Source organism: Flavobacterium proteolyticum (assembly GCF_015223105.1).
Classification (GTDB): Bacteria; Bacteroidota; Bacteroidia; order Flavobacteriales; family Flavobacteriaceae; genus Flavobacterium; species Flavobacterium proteolyticum.
In genome coordinates, this window is the sequence record NZ_JADFTZ010000007.1 from 92,625 (window position 1) to 110,624 (window position 18,000).

An 18,000-nucleotide genomic window follows, 5' to 3' on the forward strand; every position below is an offset into this window, starting at 1 on the left:
AAGAATGTGTTTTAATTATCTAAAAAAGTAAGATTCAAAGGTAGTAGAATTTTGTAAATTATCCGTCACAACAATCTTTAAATCGTTTCTACCTGGAACGCAAATATTATCATCTAAATTGTGTACCAACTTTTTTGTTTTGTAATCATATTCAAGCAAAATCCATTTTCCGTTCAAATAACCATTATAAGTATCAATATCGGAATGCAAGTCAGTAACCGAAACACTGATTGTTTTTTGCTCTTTAAGCGTTTTACCTTCAACAAAATTTACATTATAAATTCTGGGTGGCGTTACATCTTGAGCCAATTTAAATTTACCTAATGATTTTGTTTTGATTGTAAATGAATTCCCTTTTCGGTATGTTTTATTGTACTCTAATTTATACCCATCTAATGTTGCAATATAGGTTTTTGCAAGTTGCTCTTCTGTTAAACCTTGAACATCATTAAAAGTAACCGTAATATTTTTATGAACCGGAACACTATCATCATGTAAAGTTAAAATATCATTAGAAACATCAAAATTCAAATAAAAATTATTGTAAAATGCATTTTCAGGAATTTGTACAGAAACATTGCTTTTTTCAAAAATAGATTCATTTTTAGCTTTAACAAAATACGGTGTTTTTTGAATCGTATTTTTTACAGTAGCTTGCGTATTATAAAATTCGATTGGAATAACTAAATCTACCTTATTTCCATGAAAATCATACACTTCTACTCGATAGGTGTAATTTGTTGTAGGTTGTACTTTTATTGTACCATCTTTTTTATTTCCAGCCACAATAGACAAGGGATAATCAGACAATTGAAACAATTTTTGAACGCGTTGTCCCATCAAATGAAAACGTTCATAATCAATAAAATTATTAATATAGCGCGACTCATCAAACGAAAAACCATCAAAACCATATTGGAATTGCAAAACTCCATTTAAATACGCTTTTACTTTGTACAATCCATTTTTATTGTAAGCATTGGTACAAAAATCATATGCGTTAATTCCAAAAGCTACTTTTCCATTAGCTTTTACTTTTACACCTAAATAAGAACCATCAGCTTGTTTAGAAAATGAAATATTTATTGGTTTTTGAGAATTATTTATTACTGTTGAATCTAAGGGATAAGCAACGATACCTTGAATTACAGGTTTTCTATCGTCGTTAATTATTTTTTTAAAACCAAAATGCATTGGATTTAAAATTTCTTCCGATTTGGTGTCTCGGAATTCAAAATGTAAATGAGGTGCTCCACTTCCACCAGTATTTCCACTAAAAGCAATGACATCTCCTTTTTTAACAGGTAATTCTGTTGGGTACAAATACATTTCTACTTCATACGATTGCTCTTTATATTGTCTTGATTTGATATAACTTTCAATGGCTCCATTGGCTTTTTGCAAATGACCATAAACCGAAGTATACCCATTAGGATGCGTTATATAAATGGCTTTTCCATAACCAAAAGTTGAAATTTTTATACGCGAAATATAACCATCACCAGTCGCATACACAGGTAAGCCTTCTACACCTTTAGTTTTAAAATCTAAACCAGAATGAAAATGATTACTTCGCAACTCACCAAACGAACCTGATATATCAAGAGGAACATCTAAAGGTGATTGGAAATAATCTTGAGGATAATCCTGACTAAAAATTAAGAATGGGGCGAATAAAATAGCTAATACGAACTTCATAGTGCTTGTGTTTAATGCTAAAATACTAAAATAATTTTATATAAAGTAAACAAAAACCATACCTCGTATAATTTATTAGTTATCAGATAGTTATAAATAATAAAAAATTATTCACAAAATTTAATAAAAAGTATTGCTATTTTTGAATACTAATGCTAACTTTGTGAAATATTGAAATGAATTCTATCATTAATGAATGGATTATCTGAATTAATTGATTCTCTCGAAGTTAAATTTTTTAAGCTCAATCAGAAATTGTTGCAGCTTGAAAAGAAAAACCAAGAGTTGCAAGACGAATTGTTGCTTTCTAAAAAAAATCAACAACAGCAATCTGGTGAAATTGAAGACCTGAAGAAGCAACTAGATACTCTAAAAATGGTAAACTCATTACTAGGCAGTGAAGAAAATAAACGAGAAACAAAACTCAAAATAAATTCATTAATCAGAGAAATCGATTATTGTATAGCCCAACTTTCAGATTAGAAAGCTCATGAGTGAAAAGCTGAAAATTAAAATATCAATAGCAGACCGCGTGTATCCCTTAACCGTGGAGCCATCACAAGAAGAAGGACTAAGAAGTGCTTCAAAAAAAATAGATGCTATGATTAAACAGTTTGAACAAAGCTATGCTGTAAGAGACAAACAAGATGTTTTAGCCATGTGTGCCTTGCAATTTGCTGCACAAGTGGAGCAAAAACAAATTAGTAAATCTCAAGATGATGAAACTTCTTTAACCAGATTGCAAAATTTGGATAAAAAATTGAGTGAGTTACTCTCAAAATAAATACGTTCTTACATAAACAAACAAAAATACTGCCTACATTAGTATATATTTGATAAACTCAACACTAACAATTTAAACGAGTGAATCTTTGCAACTATAACAGGCCCTTAAGTGGGAAGTTTGAACTGCAGGTTAGCTCAAATCTTGTATAACAGAGTTTATACAAACATCTAATGTAGGCTTTTTTTATATAATTTTTTAACACACATATGGACATACTAGGTATAATAATTGGAATTGTTGTTGGTCTTGCAGGAGGTTTTGGAATCGCTAAATTTTTAGAGAAAAGCAATGTTTCTAACCTAATTAAAAATGCAAAAAAAGAAGCAGCTTCGATTTTAAAAGACGCTAAAACAGAAGCTGAAGCAGCAAAAAAAGATAAAATTCTACAAGCTAAAGAGAAGTTTTTAGAATTAAAAGCGGAACACGAACAAGTAATTTTAGCTCGCGACAAAAAAATGGCCGAAGCTGAAAAAAGAACGCGCGATAAAGAATCTCAAGTATCAAATGAATTAGCAAAAGCTAAAAAAATTAATGATGAAGTTGAAGCTAAAATTACAGATTACAATAATAAAATCGAATATTTAGACAAGAAACAACAAGAAATTGATAAACTTCACAGAAGTCAAGTAGAGCAATTAGAAGCTATTTCTGGTTTATCTGCTGAAGATGCTAAAAATCAATTGGTAGAAAGCTTGAAAGCGGAAGCCAAAACAAACGCCATGTCATTCATCCAAGACACCGTGGAAGAAGCAAAAATGACAGCGCAACAAGAAGCGAAGAAAATCATCATCAACACTATTCAACGTGTAGGAACTGAAGAAGCGGTTGAAAACTGTGTTTCTGTATTTAACATTGAATCGGATGATGTAAAAGGTAGAATTATTGGTCGTGAAGGGCGTAACATTAGAGCTTTAGAAGCCGCAACTGGAGTTGAAATCATTGTTGACGATACACCAGAAGCAATTATCTTATCATGTTTCGATCCAGTAAGAAGAGAAATCGCTCGTTTAGCATTACACAAATTAGTAACTGACGGACGTATTCACCCAGCGCGTATTGAAGAAGTTGTGGCTAAAACAGCAAAACAAATCGACGAAGAAATCATCGAAACTGGAAAACGTACCGTAATTGATTTAGGAATCCACGGATTACACCCTGAATTAATTAAAGTGGTAGGTAGAATGAAATACCGTTCATCATACGGACAAAACTTATTACAACACTCAAGAGAAGTGGCTAAGCTATGTGGTATCATGGCAGCTGAATTAGGATTAAACGTTAAATTAGCTAAAAGAGCTGGTTTATTACACGATATAGGAAAAGTACCTGATACCGAAAGTGAATTACCTCACGCAATCTTAGGTATGCAATGGGCTGAGAAATACGGTGAAAAAGAAGAAGTTTGCAACGCTATTGGAGCACACCACGACGAAATTGAAATGAAATCATTGATCTCTCCAATTATCCAAGTATGTGATGCTATTTCTGGAGCTCGTCCTGGAGCAAGAAGACAAGTATTAGATTCTTACATCCAACGTTTAAAAGATTTAGAAGATATCGCTTTCGGATTTAATGGTGTGAAAAACGCTTATGCAATTCAAGCAGGTAGAGAACTACGTGTGATTGTAGAAAGTGAAAAAGTTTCTGATGATGCAGCAGTAAATTTATCTTTTGATATTTCTCAAAAAATTCAAACTGAAATGACATATCCTGGTCAAGTGAAAATCACAGTTATCCGTGAAACTAGAGCAGTGAATATTGCTAAATAGGCATTAGTCATTAGGCAAAAGTAAAAAATCGTATTAACTTAATTAATACGATTTTTTTGTGCTCAATTTTGTCATTCCGTTAGGAATCTCTTTAGTGAGTGATTATTGTTGTTTGTTTTAAACATAAAAGTCATATAAGTTTAATCTTGAACTAAATTCCAATTTGAAGTTCATAAAAGAGATGCTTTCAGCATGAGAAACAAAACGTAAAACCAATGTGGATTATGATGAGTGAAACATCTCTGTGTAGCTCTCTCAACACAAAACCTTTCAAAAAAACTCCGTGTAGCTCTGTGTTAAAACTACTTCCTCGGATGATAATTATTCATAACTTCTGAAAGAAATTTTCTATCCAAATGCACATACACTTCGGTTGTTGTAATGGATTCGTGTCCGAGCATTAATTGTATCGAACGTAAATCAGCTCCATTTTCTAATAAATGCGTTGCAAAAGAATGTCGGAATGTGTGCGGACTAATGGTTTTATTTAAATTGATTTTTACGGCTAAATCTTTAATAATAGTAAAAACCATTGCACGTGTTAATTGCCTTCCTCTCCTATTTAAAAACAAGGTATCTTCATGTCCTTTTTGCACCGGATAATGCACTCGTATTAAATTAACATAGGAAGTTATATATTTAATTGTAGAACTTCCTACAGGCACAAAACGCTGTTTGTTTCCTTTTCCGGTGATTTTGATAAAACCTTCTTCAAAAAATAAGTCGGAAATCTTTAATCCAACTAATTCTGAAACACGCAAACCACAACTATATAAGGTTTCTAGCATGGCTCTATTGCGTTCTCCTTCTGGAGTAGATAAATCAATAGCTGATATTAATGCATCGATTTCTTCTGTCGCTAAAGTATCGGGCAATTTACGACCTGTTTTTGGCACTTCTATTAATTCTAAAGGCGTATTATTTCTATAATCTTCAAAAACTAAATAATTAAAAAAACTTTTTAAACCTGAAATTATTCTCGATTGACTTCGAGCATTAACTTTTGATGAAATTTCATAAATGAATTGTTGAAGTGTTTCTTCCGTAATTTGAATGGGAGAAACCTTGATATCATGTTGATGCAAGAAAAGAACTAACTTTTCAATATCAAACGTATAATTTTCAATGGTATTTTTAGAAAGACCACGTTCTAATCGTAGATAGTTTTGATATTCTTTAATATAGGATTGCCAAGTGCTCATATATCAAAAATAAGTAAATTATAGGAATAAAAAAATCCCGCCGAAGCGGGATCAAAACTTATATAAAACAATTATAATTTAAAAACGCCACCAACATTAATTGAACTATAAGCATTTTTAATTGTGAAATCGCTATCTTTTGGTACATCTGTAAGACCAGAAATTCCTTGCAAATCTATTAAAATACTAAATTTGTCATTTACTTCAATTTTATATCCAATACCATAAGCCAATCCTAATTGGAAAGTATTAGCTTGATCTTTAATATCTCCAAAATTGTTTTCTGCTTTCATTAAGAAACTAAAACTTGGTCCAAAATTTAAATTCCATTTTCTTGTAGAACCAAAATGCCAATTTGCATTAGCTGGCAGGGTAATATAATTTAATTTTTCTTCATAACCTCCAGAACCTTTAGCTCCCATTGTTTGATAATGTAAACCCGAACGCAAACTCCATCTATCATTAAAAAAATAATCTGCACCCACACCAAAAGAAACTCCAGAAAGCGTATTAGAATCTAAACTCTCTTCACCATAGTAGTTAGCACTTGAATAACCAATTTGAGGAATTAACTCAATTGCACCTTTTTCTCTAGACTGTGCATTTGCAAAACTGAAAGCTAAAATAGCTACAATAGATAATAAAATTTTTTTCATTTTTATAGATTAAATAATTTAAAGTTCAAATATATTTAAAAAAGAAAGAAATTTAATACGTAAATACTCTTGGTTATTAAATTATTTTTAATTATTATACAAAAAAAATCCCGCCGAAGCGGGATTTCTTATTATTGTAATTACAAATTAGAATTTGTAGTTAACTCCTAAAGAAATGTTAGTTAAGTTAGCACCTAAACCGAAAGAAGTTTCGTTTTCAGCACCATCAAAATCAAATTTCATTGAAGAGAAATTTAATAATCCTAAACCAGCTTCTAAAGAGAAGTTAGAAGATACGAAATAGTTCATACCTAAACCTAAACCTGCATTGATTCCATTTCTTTTTACATCAAATGTATCATAGTTAGTTGACATATAATCAACTCCTAAATCACCAAATAATGAAAATTGACTACCAGGTGTAAAATAGTAACGTCCAAAAGCACCAACAGTTAAATCATTAACTTTGTTCTCTCCAGATACTCCATCTACTTCAACTTTAGATGAACCAAAACCTAATTTACCTCCAATAGCGATGTTCTCAGTTACGAAGAAACCAACTTTAGGAGCGATTGAAAATCCATTAGTTTTTAATAAATCTCCTGAATTCATATCATAAGCTTTGTCAGAAGTAATTCCGAAAGAACCAGATACAAAAACATCTCCTTTAGAAAAACCACCATTTGATTTTTCTTCTTGTGCGTTAGCAAAACCAAAAGCTAATAATGCTACAGCAGATAATAAAACTTTTTTCATGTTTAGTTTAAATTTAAAGTTAATAGGGCAAATTTATAGCATTTTTCTATACAAAATAACAAAATTTGTTATGTTATTAACAATTTTATTAACAAGTAAAACTAAAAACACTCATATTCAGATACTTAAAAAAAATAAAAACTAAAAAATTAAAGTTTTTTTAATAAAAAATAAAGACAAAAAAAAGTGTAAACAAAATTTAAATAACTGTAAATCAAATAGTTCCAAAAATCGTTAAAAACTGCATTTCATCGATAAAAACAATAAAAAGCGCCCGTAAGCGTTACCTAATAAAACATTTTAATATGAAGAGAACAATTGCAACATTGATTTTACTGGTTCTAGGAACTGGTTTATCTCAGGCTCAAATGCTAAAATTTGGAGTAAAAGGTGGTGTTAACTTTGCTAACTACACGGGAGGAGAAATATCAGGTGTAGATTTTAAGACTATTACTAGTTACCATGCCGGATTAGTTGTAGAATTAAAAGTATTTGAAAACTTTGCCATTCAACCCGAATTACTTTATTCTACACAAGGTTCCGAATTAAAAGGTTTTGGCGACCAAATTAAAAATGAGTTGGGTTATTTATCAGTACCTGTACTTGCTAAATTTTATTTAACTTCCAACAAATTGAGTTTAGAACTAGGACCACAAGCTTCTGTTTTAGTTAGCGAACGTAATGAAGTGGATACAAACGACACCAATTCTTTTGACTTTGGACTTGCCGGCGGCTTGAGTTATAAAATAACTGATGGTTTATTTGTTTCAGGACGATACGTAGCTGGTTTAACAGAAGCCAAAAAAGATGCAGACGTAAAGAACTCGGTTATTCAGTTTTCAGTGGGTTACATGTTTTAATGCTAAAATTCACAATATTTTACTAAAACCATTCTCAAAAGGAATGGTTTTTTTATTTTTACAAAAACAATTCACATGAAAATTATCATTATAAACGGCCCTAATCTTAATTTATTAGGAAAAAGAGAACCTGAAGTTTATGGCAATGAAACTTTTGAAACGTACTTAAAAAAATTACAAATTCAATTTCCAAATGTAACGCTAGAGTATTTTCAGAGTAATATTGAAGGGGAAATTATTTCTAAAATTCAAGAAGTAGGTTTTACATATGATGGTATTGTGTTAAATGCGGGAGCTTACACGCATACTTCTATTGGAATAGGTGATGCTGTTAAAGCTATTACCACTCCAGTTATTGAAGTTCATATTTCCAATACATTTTCTAGAGAGTCTTTCCGCCATCAATCGTATATTTCAGCAAATGCTAAAGGAGTTATAATTGGCTTTGGATTGCAAAGTTATGATTTAGCTATAAAGTCTTTTATATAATACAACCTTTTTAAACGAATATTCGTCTATAAAAATAAAACTCCATGAATAAAATTTTATTTGCTTTATTGTTTGTAAGCTTATTTACGTTTTCTCAAATAAAAGGAACCGTCAAAGATAAAGATGGGAATCCGCTACCGTTTGTAAATATTTATATTGAAAATACTTATATAGGTACCACTTCTAATGAATTAGGGAAATATGAACTGAATACTACTGAGCAAAAGAATGTCCATTTAATATTTCAGTATTTGGGATTTAAAACTCAAAAGCATGTCTTAAACATTACCAGCTTTCCGTATGAGTTTGATGTTACTTTATATGAAGAAGATTTTCAATTGAAGGAAGTTGTTGTTATGAATGGTGAAAATCCAGCAAATGAAATCATTCGTAATGCGATTAAATCCAAAAAGAAAAATGCTGCTAAAACAGATAAATTTGAAGCTGATTTTTATTCGAGAGGTATTTTTAAAGCAAAAGATATTCCTAAAAAATTCATGGGTGTTGAAATTGGTGATTTAGAAGGTAATTTAGATTCTACTCGAAGTGGTATTATATACCAATCAGAAACGGTTTCTAAAATTAAGTTTCAAAAACCTAATGATTTGAAAGAGGAAATTATTGCTTCTAAAATTGCTGGAAACGACAACGGCTTTAGCTACAATACCGCTTTAAATACCAATTATGATTTTTATGAAAATTATGTTGATTTTGGAATTAACATGGTCTCTCCTATTGCTGACAATGCTTTCAACTATTATAAATACAAACTAGAAAGCACCTTTTACGATGATAAAAACCAGTTAATCAATAAAATTTTAGTTTCTCCTAAACGCGATAAAGAACCGGTATTTGAAGGATATATTTATATTGTTGAAGATACTTGGGCTATTTACGGAATTAATTTAGATATCAAAGGTTATCGCATGCAACAGCCTATTTTAGAAACTATGAAGCTGACACAAAATTTCAGTTATAATAGTGAGAATAAGATTTGGGCTAAGAATATTCAGACTTTGGATTTTCTAGCGGGTATTTTTGGAATGAAGTTTACGGGGAAATTTACTCATGTTTTCACAAATTATAATTTTAAGGATGCTTTCGAGAAGAAAACTTTTGGAAAAGAAATTGTAACGTTTGCTGAAAATGCCAATAAAAAGGAAATTACTTTTTGGGAAGAAAATCGTCCGGTTCCTTTAACAGAAGAAGAAACGAAGAATTATGTTAAAAAAGATAGTATCCAAACGATTAGAAAATCGCAAGTTTATTTAGATTCTATTGATGCTAAAAGTAATAAGTTTAAACTATTAAAAATATTTACAGGTTATAATTATAAAAGCACATACAAAAAATGGAATTTTAACTACCAAGGACTTACCAATATAGGTTCATTGAGTTTTAATACAGTACAAGGTTATAATTTAGACAGCGGTTTTTCTTTTAGAAAATGGAATGAAGAAACAGGAAAAGTAACCTCTATTTCGTCTACTTTCAATTATGGTTTTGCTGAAGATAGACTTCGTGTAAACGGTCGTTTTTATCATCGATTTAATAATCGAAATAACGCTTACATTAGTTTGACTGGTGGTAGCGCTATTAGTCAATTTAACCCAAACGAGCCGATTAGTAATATAGTGAACTCGGTGGCGACTTTATTCTTTAAGAACAACTATATGAAATTGTATAATAAAGAATTTGCCGAAATTAATTATGGACAAGAAGTTACCAATGGCCTTTTTGTTAATGGAAAATTACTATACGAAAACCGTCATGCGTTATTCAATAACACAGATTACACTTTGATTAAAAATGACGATTTGTACTTTTCAAATGATCCGTTGCAACCTTATAATTATACTTCGATTCCGTTTGAACAACATCATATTATGAAAGCGAGTTTAGGTACACGCATTCGTTTTGGACAAAAATACATTTCGCGTCCTGATGGAAAGATTAACATCCAAAACGATGATTATCCTGTAATAAGTCTTTACTATGAAAAAGCGTTTGGAGCTTCAAATAGCAACTATCATTATGATTTTGTTACAGCTACAATTGATTACAACAAAACAATAGGCAACAAAGGTGATTTTGGTTTACGATTTAAAGCAGGTAAATTCTTTAATGCCGATAATATTTCGTTTGTAGACTATAAACACTTCAACGGAAATCAAACGCATGTGAACTTATTGAATAATTCTTTGAATGCATTTAACTTGTTACCTTATTATAGTCATTCAACGAATGATGCGTATTTGGAAACGCATATCGAACACAATTTCAAAGGATACATTATGAATAAGATTCCGTTGTTGAACAAATTGCAATGGAATTTAATTGGAGGATTTCACCAATTAAACATTCCAAACATGAAACCGTATCAAGAATTTACTGTTGGATTTGATAATATCGGTTGGGGTAAATTTAGATTCTTACGTGTTGATTATGTTAGAAGTTATCAAAACGGTTTTCAGGGTGATGGTGTGATGTTTGGATTGAAATTCTAAGAAAATAATAAGAAGCACTTCGATAAAAGGAGTGCTTTTTTATTTCAAAAACACATCATAACCAAAACGAAGTAATGCTAATCCTACCACAATCAAAAAGAAAACGCGAATAAATCCGTTGCCTTTTGAAATGGCTAATCGGGCACCTAACCAAGAACCTGTAACGTTACAAATTGCCATTGGAATTGCAATTGTCCAAATGATTTTTCCTTTTAAAACGAATAAAGTTATGGAGCCAATATTGGTCGCCAAATTGACTAATTTCGCATAGATATTCGCTTTTAAAAAATCGAACCCCAGAATAGCAATAAACGCCATGATTAACAAACTTCCTGTTCCTGGACCTATGAATCCATCATAAAAACCTAAAAAAATTGAAATTATAATTCCGTAAATATAGGTTTGCTTTTGAGTCAGTTTATTAATTTGAAATTGTCCAAAATCTTTTTTGAAATAGGTATAAAGTAAGAGCAAAATCAATACCACAAAAAGCAAGGGTTTCATGAAATCGTTTTGCATTACGTTGAGTAAACTAGAACCCAAATAAGCAAAAGAAAAAGAAACAACAGCCATTACAAGAAATAACTTCCAATTGACTTTTGCTGATTTCAAATAGTGATACGTTGCCATGCTTGTTCCACTAAACCCTGGTATTTTTAGCGTTCCAATAATGGAAGCAACAGGTACATTAGGCAATAAAATTAAAGCGGCTGGAGTTTGAATTAAACCACCGCCACCCACAATAGCATCAATAAAACCAGCTACGAAGGAAGCAATGCAGAGAAAAATAATGATGTAGGTTTCCATTTTTAGTAATCAGTGGTCAGTTTTTAGTGTTCAGTAATACAACAGGCTAACTGCTAACTTATTACTGAACACTGAGCACTGAACTATACTCTTACAATATTAGCACCAATCGCACGAAGTCTTTCATCAATGCGTTCGTAACCTCTATCGATTTGTTCTATATTTTGGATAGTTGAAGTTCCTTTTGCTGTTAAAGCGGCGATTAATAATGAAATTCCGGCTCTAATGTCTGGCGAACTCATAGTAGTTGCTTTTAATTGTGATTGGAAATTATGTCCCATAACCACTGCTCTGTGCGGGTCACATAACATAATTTTTGCTCCCATATCAATTAATTTATCAACGAAGAACAAACGGCTTTCAAACATTTTTTGGTGAATTAACACATCGCCTTTAGCTTGTGTACAAACCACTAAAACGATACTTAACAAGTCAGGTGTAAATCCTGGCCATGGTGCATCGGAAACTGTTAAGATAGAACCATCGATATCGGTTTTGATTTCGTAGCCATCTTTATGAGCAGGAATGTAAATATCATCACCTTTTCTTTCTAACGTAATTCCTAATTTTCTAAATACATTTGGAATTTGTCCTAAGTTCTCCCAACTTACATTTTTAATTGTAATTTCACTTCTTGTCATAGCCGCAAGACCAATCCAAGAACCGATTTCTACCATGTCAGGTAAAATTCTGTGTTCGCAACCTCCTAAACTTTCTACACCTTCAATCGTTAATAAATTTGATCCAACACCGGTGATTTTTGCACCCATAGAGTTCAACATTTTACACAATTGTTGTAAGTATGGCTCACAAGCTGCGTTATAAATCGTTGTTGTACCTTCCGCTAAAACCGCAGCCATTACAATATTAGCTGTTCCAGTTACTGAAGCTTCATCTAACAACATGTAAGAACCTTGTAATCTTCCGTCGATTTCCACTCCGTAGAAATGGTCTTCTCTTTCGTATCTAAATTTTGCTCCAAGATTAATAAAACCTTCAAAGTGCGTATCTAAACGACGACGCCCAATTTTATCTCCTCCAGGCTTTGGAATATATCCGCAACCAAAACGCGCTAATAAAGGTCCAACAATCATAATAGAACCTCTTAAACTTCCACCTTCTTTTTTGAAAGCTTCTGTTTTTAAGTAGTTTACATTTACCTCATCGGCTTGAAATGTGTAATCGCCAGGACCATTTTTTTGAATTTTAACTCCTAAATTACCTAATAGCGTAATCAATTTGTTAACGTCAATGATATCTGGAATATTTGTTACTCTAACTTTTTCAGAAGTTAACAAAACAGGACATAACACTTGTAACGCCTCATTTTTTGCTCCTTGAGGTGTAATTTCTCCTTTTAATGCTTTTCCTCCTTCAATTTTAAATGTTCCCATGCAACTACCTATTTTTTAAATGTATTTTTATTTTGATTGTTTTTATTCATATGCCCTTTGTTGTTGTTATTTTTCTTTACAATTCCAGGCTTGCTAGTACCAAATTGGGTTTTATTCGAAACTTTCTTGTTCACTTTCATTAAATCGTGTGTATTCGAAAGTTCTTCATTGGATTTCGAAAGATTTAATTTTCCTCCCGAAAGTTCTAATAAATGTTCGAAAATTACTTCATCAGTAACAGTATCTTTATTCCAACTCAAGTAACATTTTTTCATGTGATTGGCGATAACTAAAACTAAAGCGTTTTTCAATTCGCTTTCTTCCCAGCTATTTGCCACGTCAATCATGTATTTGATGTTATTTCCATAAAAACGATATTTAGGAAAATTTTGCGGATATTTTAAACGATCTGGTTTCTGAGTTAAAATATCTTTTGAAGGAATAGGATAAGGCGAATCGACATCCAATTTAAAATCAGACATGATAAACAACTGATCCCACAATTTATGTTGGAAATCTAAAACGTCTCTCAAATGCGGATTCAACGAACCCATAACAGAAATAATGTATTTTGCTGCTTTGTTTCGTTCTTCTCGATCTTCAATTTCAGTAGCTTGATCTATTAATTTCTGCAAATGTCTTCCGTATTCTGGAATAATCAAATGCGGACGTGCTGAATTATATTCTAAGTAACTTACTTCTTCTTGCATGTTTAATTTATAATGAAATGATGCCTTCAATGTCCGAAACCTCAATGTATTTATCAATTACACTTTGAGGATTTGGCATATTTACACTTACAGAAACACTCGTAAACTTTCCGGTTTTTGATTGTTGTGTAGTGATAACTGCCCCCATATTATTAAAAGCAGCTTCTACTTTTGCAATACTATGTACATCGGAAGGCATAATAAATTTATATAAATACTCTGAAGGCCAAAGCGTTGAGTTTGTTAATTCTTCTTTTAATCTTGCGTAAAAATCTTCTGTTTTCTTATCCATCATCATTTCGTATTGGAAAAGCAAATATACTTTATTCTCTTTAGAATTGTATTGTAGTAACTTATAATTTTTAAAGTTGATTAGATTTTGAAAAAAACTTACTTTTGCGCCTTAGTATTTCCAATATGAATAAAGAAATTGTGGTTTTAATTGGTGGACCAAGCTCTGGAAAAACCACCTTAATAGATGCATTAAAAGAAAAAGGACACACTTGTTATCCTGAGATTTCGCGTGAAGTTATTCGTGAAGCGCAAGAACAAGGAATAGAACAATTATTCTTAGAAAAACCACTTTTATTCAGTGAATTACTGCTTGAAGGTAGAAAAAGACAATACAATGAAGCTCTAAAAGAAGAAGCAAATATCGTTTTTTTAGATCGTGGCATTCCAGATGTTTTGGCGTATATGCATTACATAGGCGATTCGTATCCTGCTTTTTTTGATAAAGCCTGTCAAGACCACAAATATTCAGCGATTTTTGTTTTACCACCTTGGAAAGAAATTTATGTTAGTGATGCTGAGCGTTATGAAAATTACGAACAAGCCGTTTTAATTCACGAACATTTGATGGAAACTTATAAAAAATACGGTTACTCTATAACAGAAGTCCCAAAAGATACGGTTGAAAATCGTGTGGATTTTATTATGAAACATCTTGTTAAATAATTTTTTTCGTAATTTAGTGTTTCTAAAAGCCAATTCACATGTCGGAAGCCTTACAAATTCTTCAAAAATACTGGAAACACGATAGTTTTAGAGCACCTCAAGAAGAAATCATTCAATCGGTTTTAAGTGGCAATGATACGTTTGCACTTTTGCCAACTGGAGGAGGGAAATCGGTTTGTTTTCAGATTCCGGCGATGATGTTGAATGGGATTTGCTTGGTGATTTCGCCTTTGATTGCTTTGATGAAAGACCAAGTTCAGAATTTACAAAGTAAAAACATCAAAGCGATTGCCTTAACTGGTGGTGTTTCTCAAGATGATGTAATTGATATTTTAGACAATTGCCAATTCGGAAATTACAAATTCTTATATCTTTCTCCCGAACGTTTGCAACACGATTGGATTGTGGAACGCTTGAAACAATTACCTATTAATCTTATCGCCATTGACGAAGCGCATTGTGTGAGCCAATGGGGTCATGATTTTAGACCAGCTTACTTAAAGATTTCGGCTTTAAAAACGCACTTCCCTACTACTCCATTTTTAGCCTTAACTGCAACAGCCAACAATCGAGTTCAGGAAGATATTTGCACGCATTTAGCATTGGTAAATCCTAAAGTTTTCACGAAGTCATTTACTAGAGAAAATTTAGCATATCATGTGATTAAAACTGAAGATAAGCTTTTCAAAATACAGCAGATTTTAACTAAAAATCCGCAATCTTCTATTATATATGTTCGTAATCGTAAATCGTGCGTTGAAACTTCGCAACAGTTAAATCAATTGGGATTTACTTCAACAATTTACCACGGTGGTTTGCCTTCAAAAGATAAAGAAAAGAATATGCAATCGTGGTTAGAGAATAAATCACAAGTCATGGTAGCCACCAATGCTTTTGGAATGGGAATTGATAAGCCCGATGTAAAAACGGTAATTCACATCCAACTTCCAGAAAACATTGAAAATTACTATCAAGAAGCTGGAAGAGCGGGACGAAATGACGAAAAAGCATTCGGAATCATCGTTACGAATCCTTCGGATATCGCTTACACTAAATCTCAATTTATTGATGTTTTACCCGATAAAAAATTCGTAAAAGACGTTTACATCAAATTGAATAATTACTTCCAAATTGCTTATGGTGAAGGTTACAACGAAAGTTTTGCTTTCAATTTGAATCAATTTTGTGCGCATTACCATTTTCCGGTAATTAAAGCTTTTAATAGTTTGCAATTTTTGGACCGACAAGGAATCATTACTTTCCAAAGTGAATCCACCGAGAAAATTAGTTTACAATTTATTATTCCAAGTAAGGAAGTTATTCGCTATATCAGTCTTCATCCGCATGACGAACCTGTTATTACCACGATTTTAAGAACCTATTCTGGAATTTTTGATGTAGAAACTACGATTAATCCGCATTTGGTTGCCAAAAAAGCAAACACAACAGAAAAGCATGTTGAAGAAGTAATTGATAAACTAGCCGAAAGTCAGTGTATTATTTTGCACGCCAAAAACAATGATAGTTCCATCACTTTTAACGAAGCTCGAGAAGACGATTTAACAATTAATCGTGTAGCGAAGTTTTTAGAACATCAAAACAAATTGAAGGAAGAGCAATTTCAGAGCGTAGTAAACTACATTACAAAGGAAGATACTTGTAAAAACAGAATGCTTTTGGCTTATTTTGATGAAATTACGAAGGAAGACTGCGGCATTTGTTCGTATTGTATTGCTAAAAAAAAAGTCAATCCAGTTGAAATAACAGAATCGGTCCTACAATTATTAGAGAAAAGTTCTTTATCTTCAAGAGAAATTGAAAACCAACTGCACATTTCTTCAGAAGCGACTATCTTTGCCATTCAATTATTATTAGAGAATAATCGAATCAAAATTAATTCAAACAATCAATATTATCTTATATAATGGAAAAATTACGAATTGTATTCATGGGAACGCCCGATTTTGCTGTTGGAATTTTGGATACTATTTACAAAAACAACTATGATATTGTTGGCGTTATCACCGCTCCCGACAAACCAGCAGGTCGTGGACAAAAAGTAAGCATGAGTGCGGTTAAAGAATATGCGTTAGAAAAAAACTTGCGTTTATTACAACCAACCAATTTAAAATCGGAAGAATTTTTATCTGAATTAAGAAGTTTAGAAGCGAATTTACAAGTAGTCGTAGCCTTTAGAATGTTGCCTGAAGTAGTTTGGAAAATGCCAAAACTAGGAACGTTTAACTTACACGCTTCATTGTTACCAGAATACCGTGGAGCTGCTCCTATTAATTGGGCTATCATTAATGGTGAAACTAAAACAGGTGTTACCACTTTCTTTATTGATGATAAAATTGATACAGGTGCGATGATTTTAAGTAAGGAAACAAAAATAGGGGCAAATGAAACTGCTGGTGAATTACATGATCGATTGATGCATTTAGGGAGCGAGACGGTTTTAGAAACTTTACAATTGATAGAATCAGGAAAAGCGACTACTACTTTACAAGAAAACCATCCTGATGTAAAAACGGCTTACAAACTAAACAAGGATAATTGTAAAATTGATTGGTCGCAGTCAGGAAAGACGATTTTTAATTTAATCAGAGGTTTATCGCCTTATCCTGCCGCTTGGACCTATATTAAAGATGGCGAAAACGAATGGAATGTAAAAATCTATTTGGCTAGTTTTGAAGAAAAAGCACATACTGATGGTGTTGGAAAAATTACGACTACTAAGAAAGAGATTTTCGTGATGGTAAAAGATGGTGTTTTAAAAATTGAAAGTTTACAATTTCCTGGAAAGAAAAGAATGTTAGCTCACGAATTATTAAACGGGATTAAGTTATCTGAAAATGCGATAGCGCTCTAAGCCTTGAAAACACTATATTTGAGCATGAAATTCAAAAAAACAAACAATGTTATTAACATTTAGTCTAATTTATCAACATTTTAGTCGAAAAATAGCATGAATACTTGCACAGCTCAATAATACCGCTAAATTTGTGATAAATAATTAAGTTTAACCAATTATAAATAACTTTAATCATGAACAAATCAGAATTAATCGATGCAATGGCAGCTTCTGCTGGTATTACAAAAGCAGCTGCTAAATTAGCTTTAGAATCATTTTTAAGCAATGTTGAAGGAACTTTAAACAAAGGTGGAAGAGTATCTTTAGTAGGTTTTGGTTCTTGGTCAGTATCTAAAAGAGCTGCAAGAGATGGAAGAAACCCACAAACTGGTAAAACTATCAAAATTGCTGCTAAAAACGTAGTAAAATTCAAAGCTGGTGCTGAATTAGAAGGAGCAGTAAACAAATAATATTTTGTTTATATCAAAATAAGAGAGTCCCGATGTATTTCGGGACTTTTTTTTGCACTTTATCGATATTTTTTTGATTCTTTG

General features: G+C 31.9%; 18 protein-coding genes. 10 read left to right on the forward strand and 8 right to left on the reverse strand.

What is annotated here, in order from left to right:
- Positions 1 to 15: 15 nt before the first annotated feature.
- Positions 16 to 1,698, reverse strand: a complete 1,683-nt coding sequence (locus IM755_RS12235) for a M23 family metallopeptidase (protein ID WP_194097289.1) — start codon at positions 1,696 to 1,698, stop codon at positions 16 to 18.
- 192 nt (positions 1,699 to 1,890) lie between these two features.
- Here IM755_RS12235 and IM755_RS12240 point away from each other — a divergent pair, with 192 nt between their 5' ends.
- The 3 genes from IM755_RS12240 to rny all read left to right on the forward strand — a co-directional run bounded on the left by IM755_RS12240 (position 1,891) and on the right by rny (position 4,254).
- Positions 1,891 to 2,181, forward strand: coding sequence for a hypothetical protein (locus IM755_RS12240; RefSeq protein WP_194097291.1), 291 nt, complete (start codon positions 1,891 to 1,893; stop codon positions 2,179 to 2,181).
- A 7-nt stretch (positions 2,182 to 2,188) separates the two neighbouring features.
- Positions 2,189 to 2,482 carry a cell division protein ZapA gene (locus tag IM755_RS12245; protein ID WP_026724773.1) on the forward strand — a complete coding sequence of 98 codons (294 nt, stop codon included), beginning with the start codon at positions 2,189 to 2,191 and terminating at the stop codon, positions 2,480 to 2,482.
- A gap of 209 nt (positions 2,483 to 2,691) precedes the next feature.
- Entirely contained in the window at positions 2,692 to 4,254 is a 1,563-nt protein-coding gene (gene rny / locus IM755_RS12250) for a ribonuclease Y (RefSeq protein ID WP_194097293.1), read from the forward strand.
- A 302-nt stretch (positions 4,255 to 4,556) separates the two neighbouring features.
- On the opposite strand, the gene xerD is transcribed toward rny, so the two are convergent.
- The 3 genes from xerD to IM755_RS12265 form a co-directional block, all read right to left on the reverse strand.
- The gene (xerD, locus tag IM755_RS12255; protein WP_194097295.1) at positions 4,557 to 5,456 is read right to left on the reverse strand and encodes a site-specific tyrosine recombinase XerD; all 900 of its coding nucleotides are present in this window, start codon (positions 5,454 to 5,456) and stop codon (positions 4,557 to 4,559) included.
- Positions 5,457 to 5,527: 71 nt separating this feature from the next.
- Positions 5,528 to 6,112, reverse strand: a complete 585-nt coding sequence (locus tag IM755_RS12260) for a porin family protein (protein ID WP_194097297.1) — start codon at positions 6,110 to 6,112, stop codon at positions 5,528 to 5,530.
- Positions 6,113 to 6,259: 147 nt separating this feature from the next.
- Complete coding sequence (locus IM755_RS12265; protein WP_194097299.1) at positions 6,260 to 6,868, reverse strand: outer membrane beta-barrel protein; 609 nt, start codon at positions 6,866 to 6,868, stop codon at positions 6,260 to 6,262.
- 305 nt (positions 6,869 to 7,173) lie between these two features.
- Between IM755_RS12265 and IM755_RS12270 the strand changes: the two genes are divergently transcribed.
- The 3 genes from IM755_RS12270 to IM755_RS12280 all read left to right on the forward strand — a co-directional run bounded on the left by IM755_RS12270 (position 7,174) and on the right by IM755_RS12280 (position 10,724).
- A complete protein-coding gene (locus tag IM755_RS12270) occupies positions 7,174 to 7,728 on the forward strand; it encodes a porin family protein (RefSeq protein ID WP_194097301.1) in 555 nt (184 codons plus the stop codon).
- A 75-nt stretch (positions 7,729 to 7,803) separates the two neighbouring features.
- Positions 7,804 to 8,217 carry a type II 3-dehydroquinate dehydratase gene (aroQ, locus tag IM755_RS12275; protein WP_194097304.1) on the forward strand — a complete coding sequence of 138 codons (414 nt, stop codon included), beginning with the start codon at positions 7,804 to 7,806 and terminating at the stop codon, positions 8,215 to 8,217.
- Between the two features lie 44 nt (positions 8,218 to 8,261).
- Entirely contained in the window at positions 8,262 to 10,724 is a 2,463-nt protein-coding gene (locus tag IM755_RS12280; protein ID WP_194097306.1) for a DUF5686 and carboxypeptidase regulatory-like domain-containing protein, read from the forward strand.
- Between the two features lie 39 nt (positions 10,725 to 10,763).
- Here IM755_RS12280 and IM755_RS12285 read toward each other — a convergent pair whose 3' ends face one another.
- The 4 genes from IM755_RS12285 to IM755_RS12300 form a co-directional block, all read right to left on the reverse strand.
- A complete protein-coding gene (locus tag IM755_RS12285) occupies positions 10,764 to 11,531 on the reverse strand; it encodes a sulfite exporter TauE/SafE family protein (protein WP_194097308.1) in 768 nt (255 codons plus the stop codon).
- Positions 11,532 to 11,614: 83 nt separating this feature from the next.
- Entirely contained in the window at positions 11,615 to 12,925 is a 1,311-nt protein-coding gene (gene murA / locus IM755_RS12290) for a UDP-N-acetylglucosamine 1-carboxyvinyltransferase (protein ID WP_194097310.1), read from the reverse strand.
- Between the two features lie 8 nt (positions 12,926 to 12,933).
- Positions 12,934 to 13,635 (reverse strand): DUF4290 domain-containing protein, encoded by a 702-nt coding sequence (locus IM755_RS12295; RefSeq protein ID WP_194097312.1) that lies wholly within the window; start codon positions 13,633 to 13,635, stop codon positions 12,934 to 12,936.
- A gap of 7 nt (positions 13,636 to 13,642) precedes the next feature.
- A complete protein-coding gene (locus IM755_RS12300) occupies positions 13,643 to 13,927 on the reverse strand; it encodes a DUF493 family protein (protein WP_194097364.1) in 285 nt (94 codons plus the stop codon).
- Between the two features lie 125 nt (positions 13,928 to 14,052).
- Here IM755_RS12300 and IM755_RS12305 point away from each other — a divergent pair, with 125 nt between their 5' ends.
- From IM755_RS12305 to IM755_RS12320, 4 genes are all read left to right on the forward strand, one after another.
- A complete protein-coding gene (locus IM755_RS12305; protein ID WP_194097314.1) occupies positions 14,053 to 14,592 on the forward strand; it encodes an AAA family ATPase in 540 nt (179 codons plus the stop codon).
- A 38-nt stretch (positions 14,593 to 14,630) separates the two neighbouring features.
- The gene (locus IM755_RS12310; RefSeq protein ID WP_194097316.1) at positions 14,631 to 16,517 is read left to right on the forward strand and encodes a RecQ family ATP-dependent DNA helicase; all 1,887 of its coding nucleotides are present in this window, start codon (positions 14,631 to 14,633) and stop codon (positions 16,515 to 16,517) included.
- Positions 16,517 to 17,464 (forward strand): methionyl-tRNA formyltransferase, encoded by a 948-nt coding sequence (gene fmt / locus IM755_RS12315; RefSeq protein ID WP_194097318.1) that lies wholly within the window; start codon positions 16,517 to 16,519, stop codon positions 17,462 to 17,464. The genes IM755_RS12310 and fmt overlap by 1 nt, the downstream gene beginning before the upstream one ends.
- Positions 17,465 to 17,640: 176 nt before the next feature.
- Complete coding sequence (locus tag IM755_RS12320) at positions 17,641 to 17,916, forward strand: HU family DNA-binding protein (RefSeq protein ID WP_008256752.1); 276 nt, start codon at positions 17,641 to 17,643, stop codon at positions 17,914 to 17,916.
- Positions 17,917 to 18,000 lie beyond the last annotated feature (84 nt).

Coding starts and splice junctions, on each gene's coding strand:
- IM755_RS12300 (WP_194097364.1), bottom strand. CDS start 13,927: ATGGATAAGAAAACAGAAGATTTTTACGCAAGATTAAAAGAAGAATTA.
- fmt (WP_194097318.1), top strand. CDS start 16,517: ATGGAAAAATTACGAATTGTATTCATGGGAACGCCCGATTTTGCTGTT.
- IM755_RS12285 (WP_194097308.1), bottom strand. CDS start 11,531: ATGGAAACCTACATCATTATTTTTCTCTGCATTGCTTCCTTCGTAGCT.
- IM755_RS12235 (WP_194097289.1), bottom strand. CDS start 1,698: ATGAAGTTCGTATTAGCTATTTTATTCGCCCCATTCTTAATTTTTAGT.
- IM755_RS12245 (WP_026724773.1), top strand. CDS start 2,189: ATGAGTGAAAAGCTGAAAATTAAAATATCAATAGCAGACCGCGTGTAT.
- murA (WP_194097310.1), bottom strand. CDS start 12,925: ATGGGAACATTTAAAATTGAAGGAGGAAAAGCATTAAAAGGAGAAATT.
- IM755_RS12270 (WP_194097301.1), top strand. CDS start 7,174: ATGAAGAGAACAATTGCAACATTGATTTTACTGGTTCTAGGAACTGGT.
- IM755_RS12320 (WP_008256752.1), top strand. CDS start 17,641: ATGAACAAATCAGAATTAATCGATGCAATGGCAGCTTCTGCTGGTATT.
- aroQ (WP_194097304.1), top strand. CDS start 7,804: ATGAAAATTATCATTATAAACGGCCCTAATCTTAATTTATTAGGAAAA.
- IM755_RS12265 (WP_194097299.1), bottom strand. CDS start 6,868: ATGAAAAAAGTTTTATTATCTGCTGTAGCATTATTAGCTTTTGGTTTT.
- xerD (WP_194097295.1), bottom strand. CDS start 5,456: ATGAGCACTTGGCAATCCTATATTAAAGAATATCAAAACTATCTACGA.
- IM755_RS12295 (WP_194097312.1), bottom strand. CDS start 13,635: ATGCAAGAAGAAGTAAGTTACTTAGAATATAATTCAGCACGTCCGCAT.
- IM755_RS12310 (WP_194097316.1), top strand. CDS start 14,631: ATGTCGGAAGCCTTACAAATTCTTCAAAAATACTGGAAACACGATAGT.
- IM755_RS12240 (WP_194097291.1), top strand. CDS start 1,891: ATGAATGGATTATCTGAATTAATTGATTCTCTCGAAGTTAAATTTTTT.
- rny (WP_194097293.1), top strand. CDS start 2,692: ATGGACATACTAGGTATAATAATTGGAATTGTTGTTGGTCTTGCAGGA.
- IM755_RS12260 (WP_194097297.1), bottom strand. CDS start 6,112: ATGAAAAAAATTTTATTATCTATTGTAGCTATTTTAGCTTTCAGTTTT.
- IM755_RS12305 (WP_194097314.1), top strand. CDS start 14,053: ATGAATAAAGAAATTGTGGTTTTAATTGGTGGACCAAGCTCTGGAAAA.
- IM755_RS12280 (WP_194097306.1), top strand. CDS start 8,262: ATGAATAAAATTTTATTTGCTTTATTGTTTGTAAGCTTATTTACGTTT.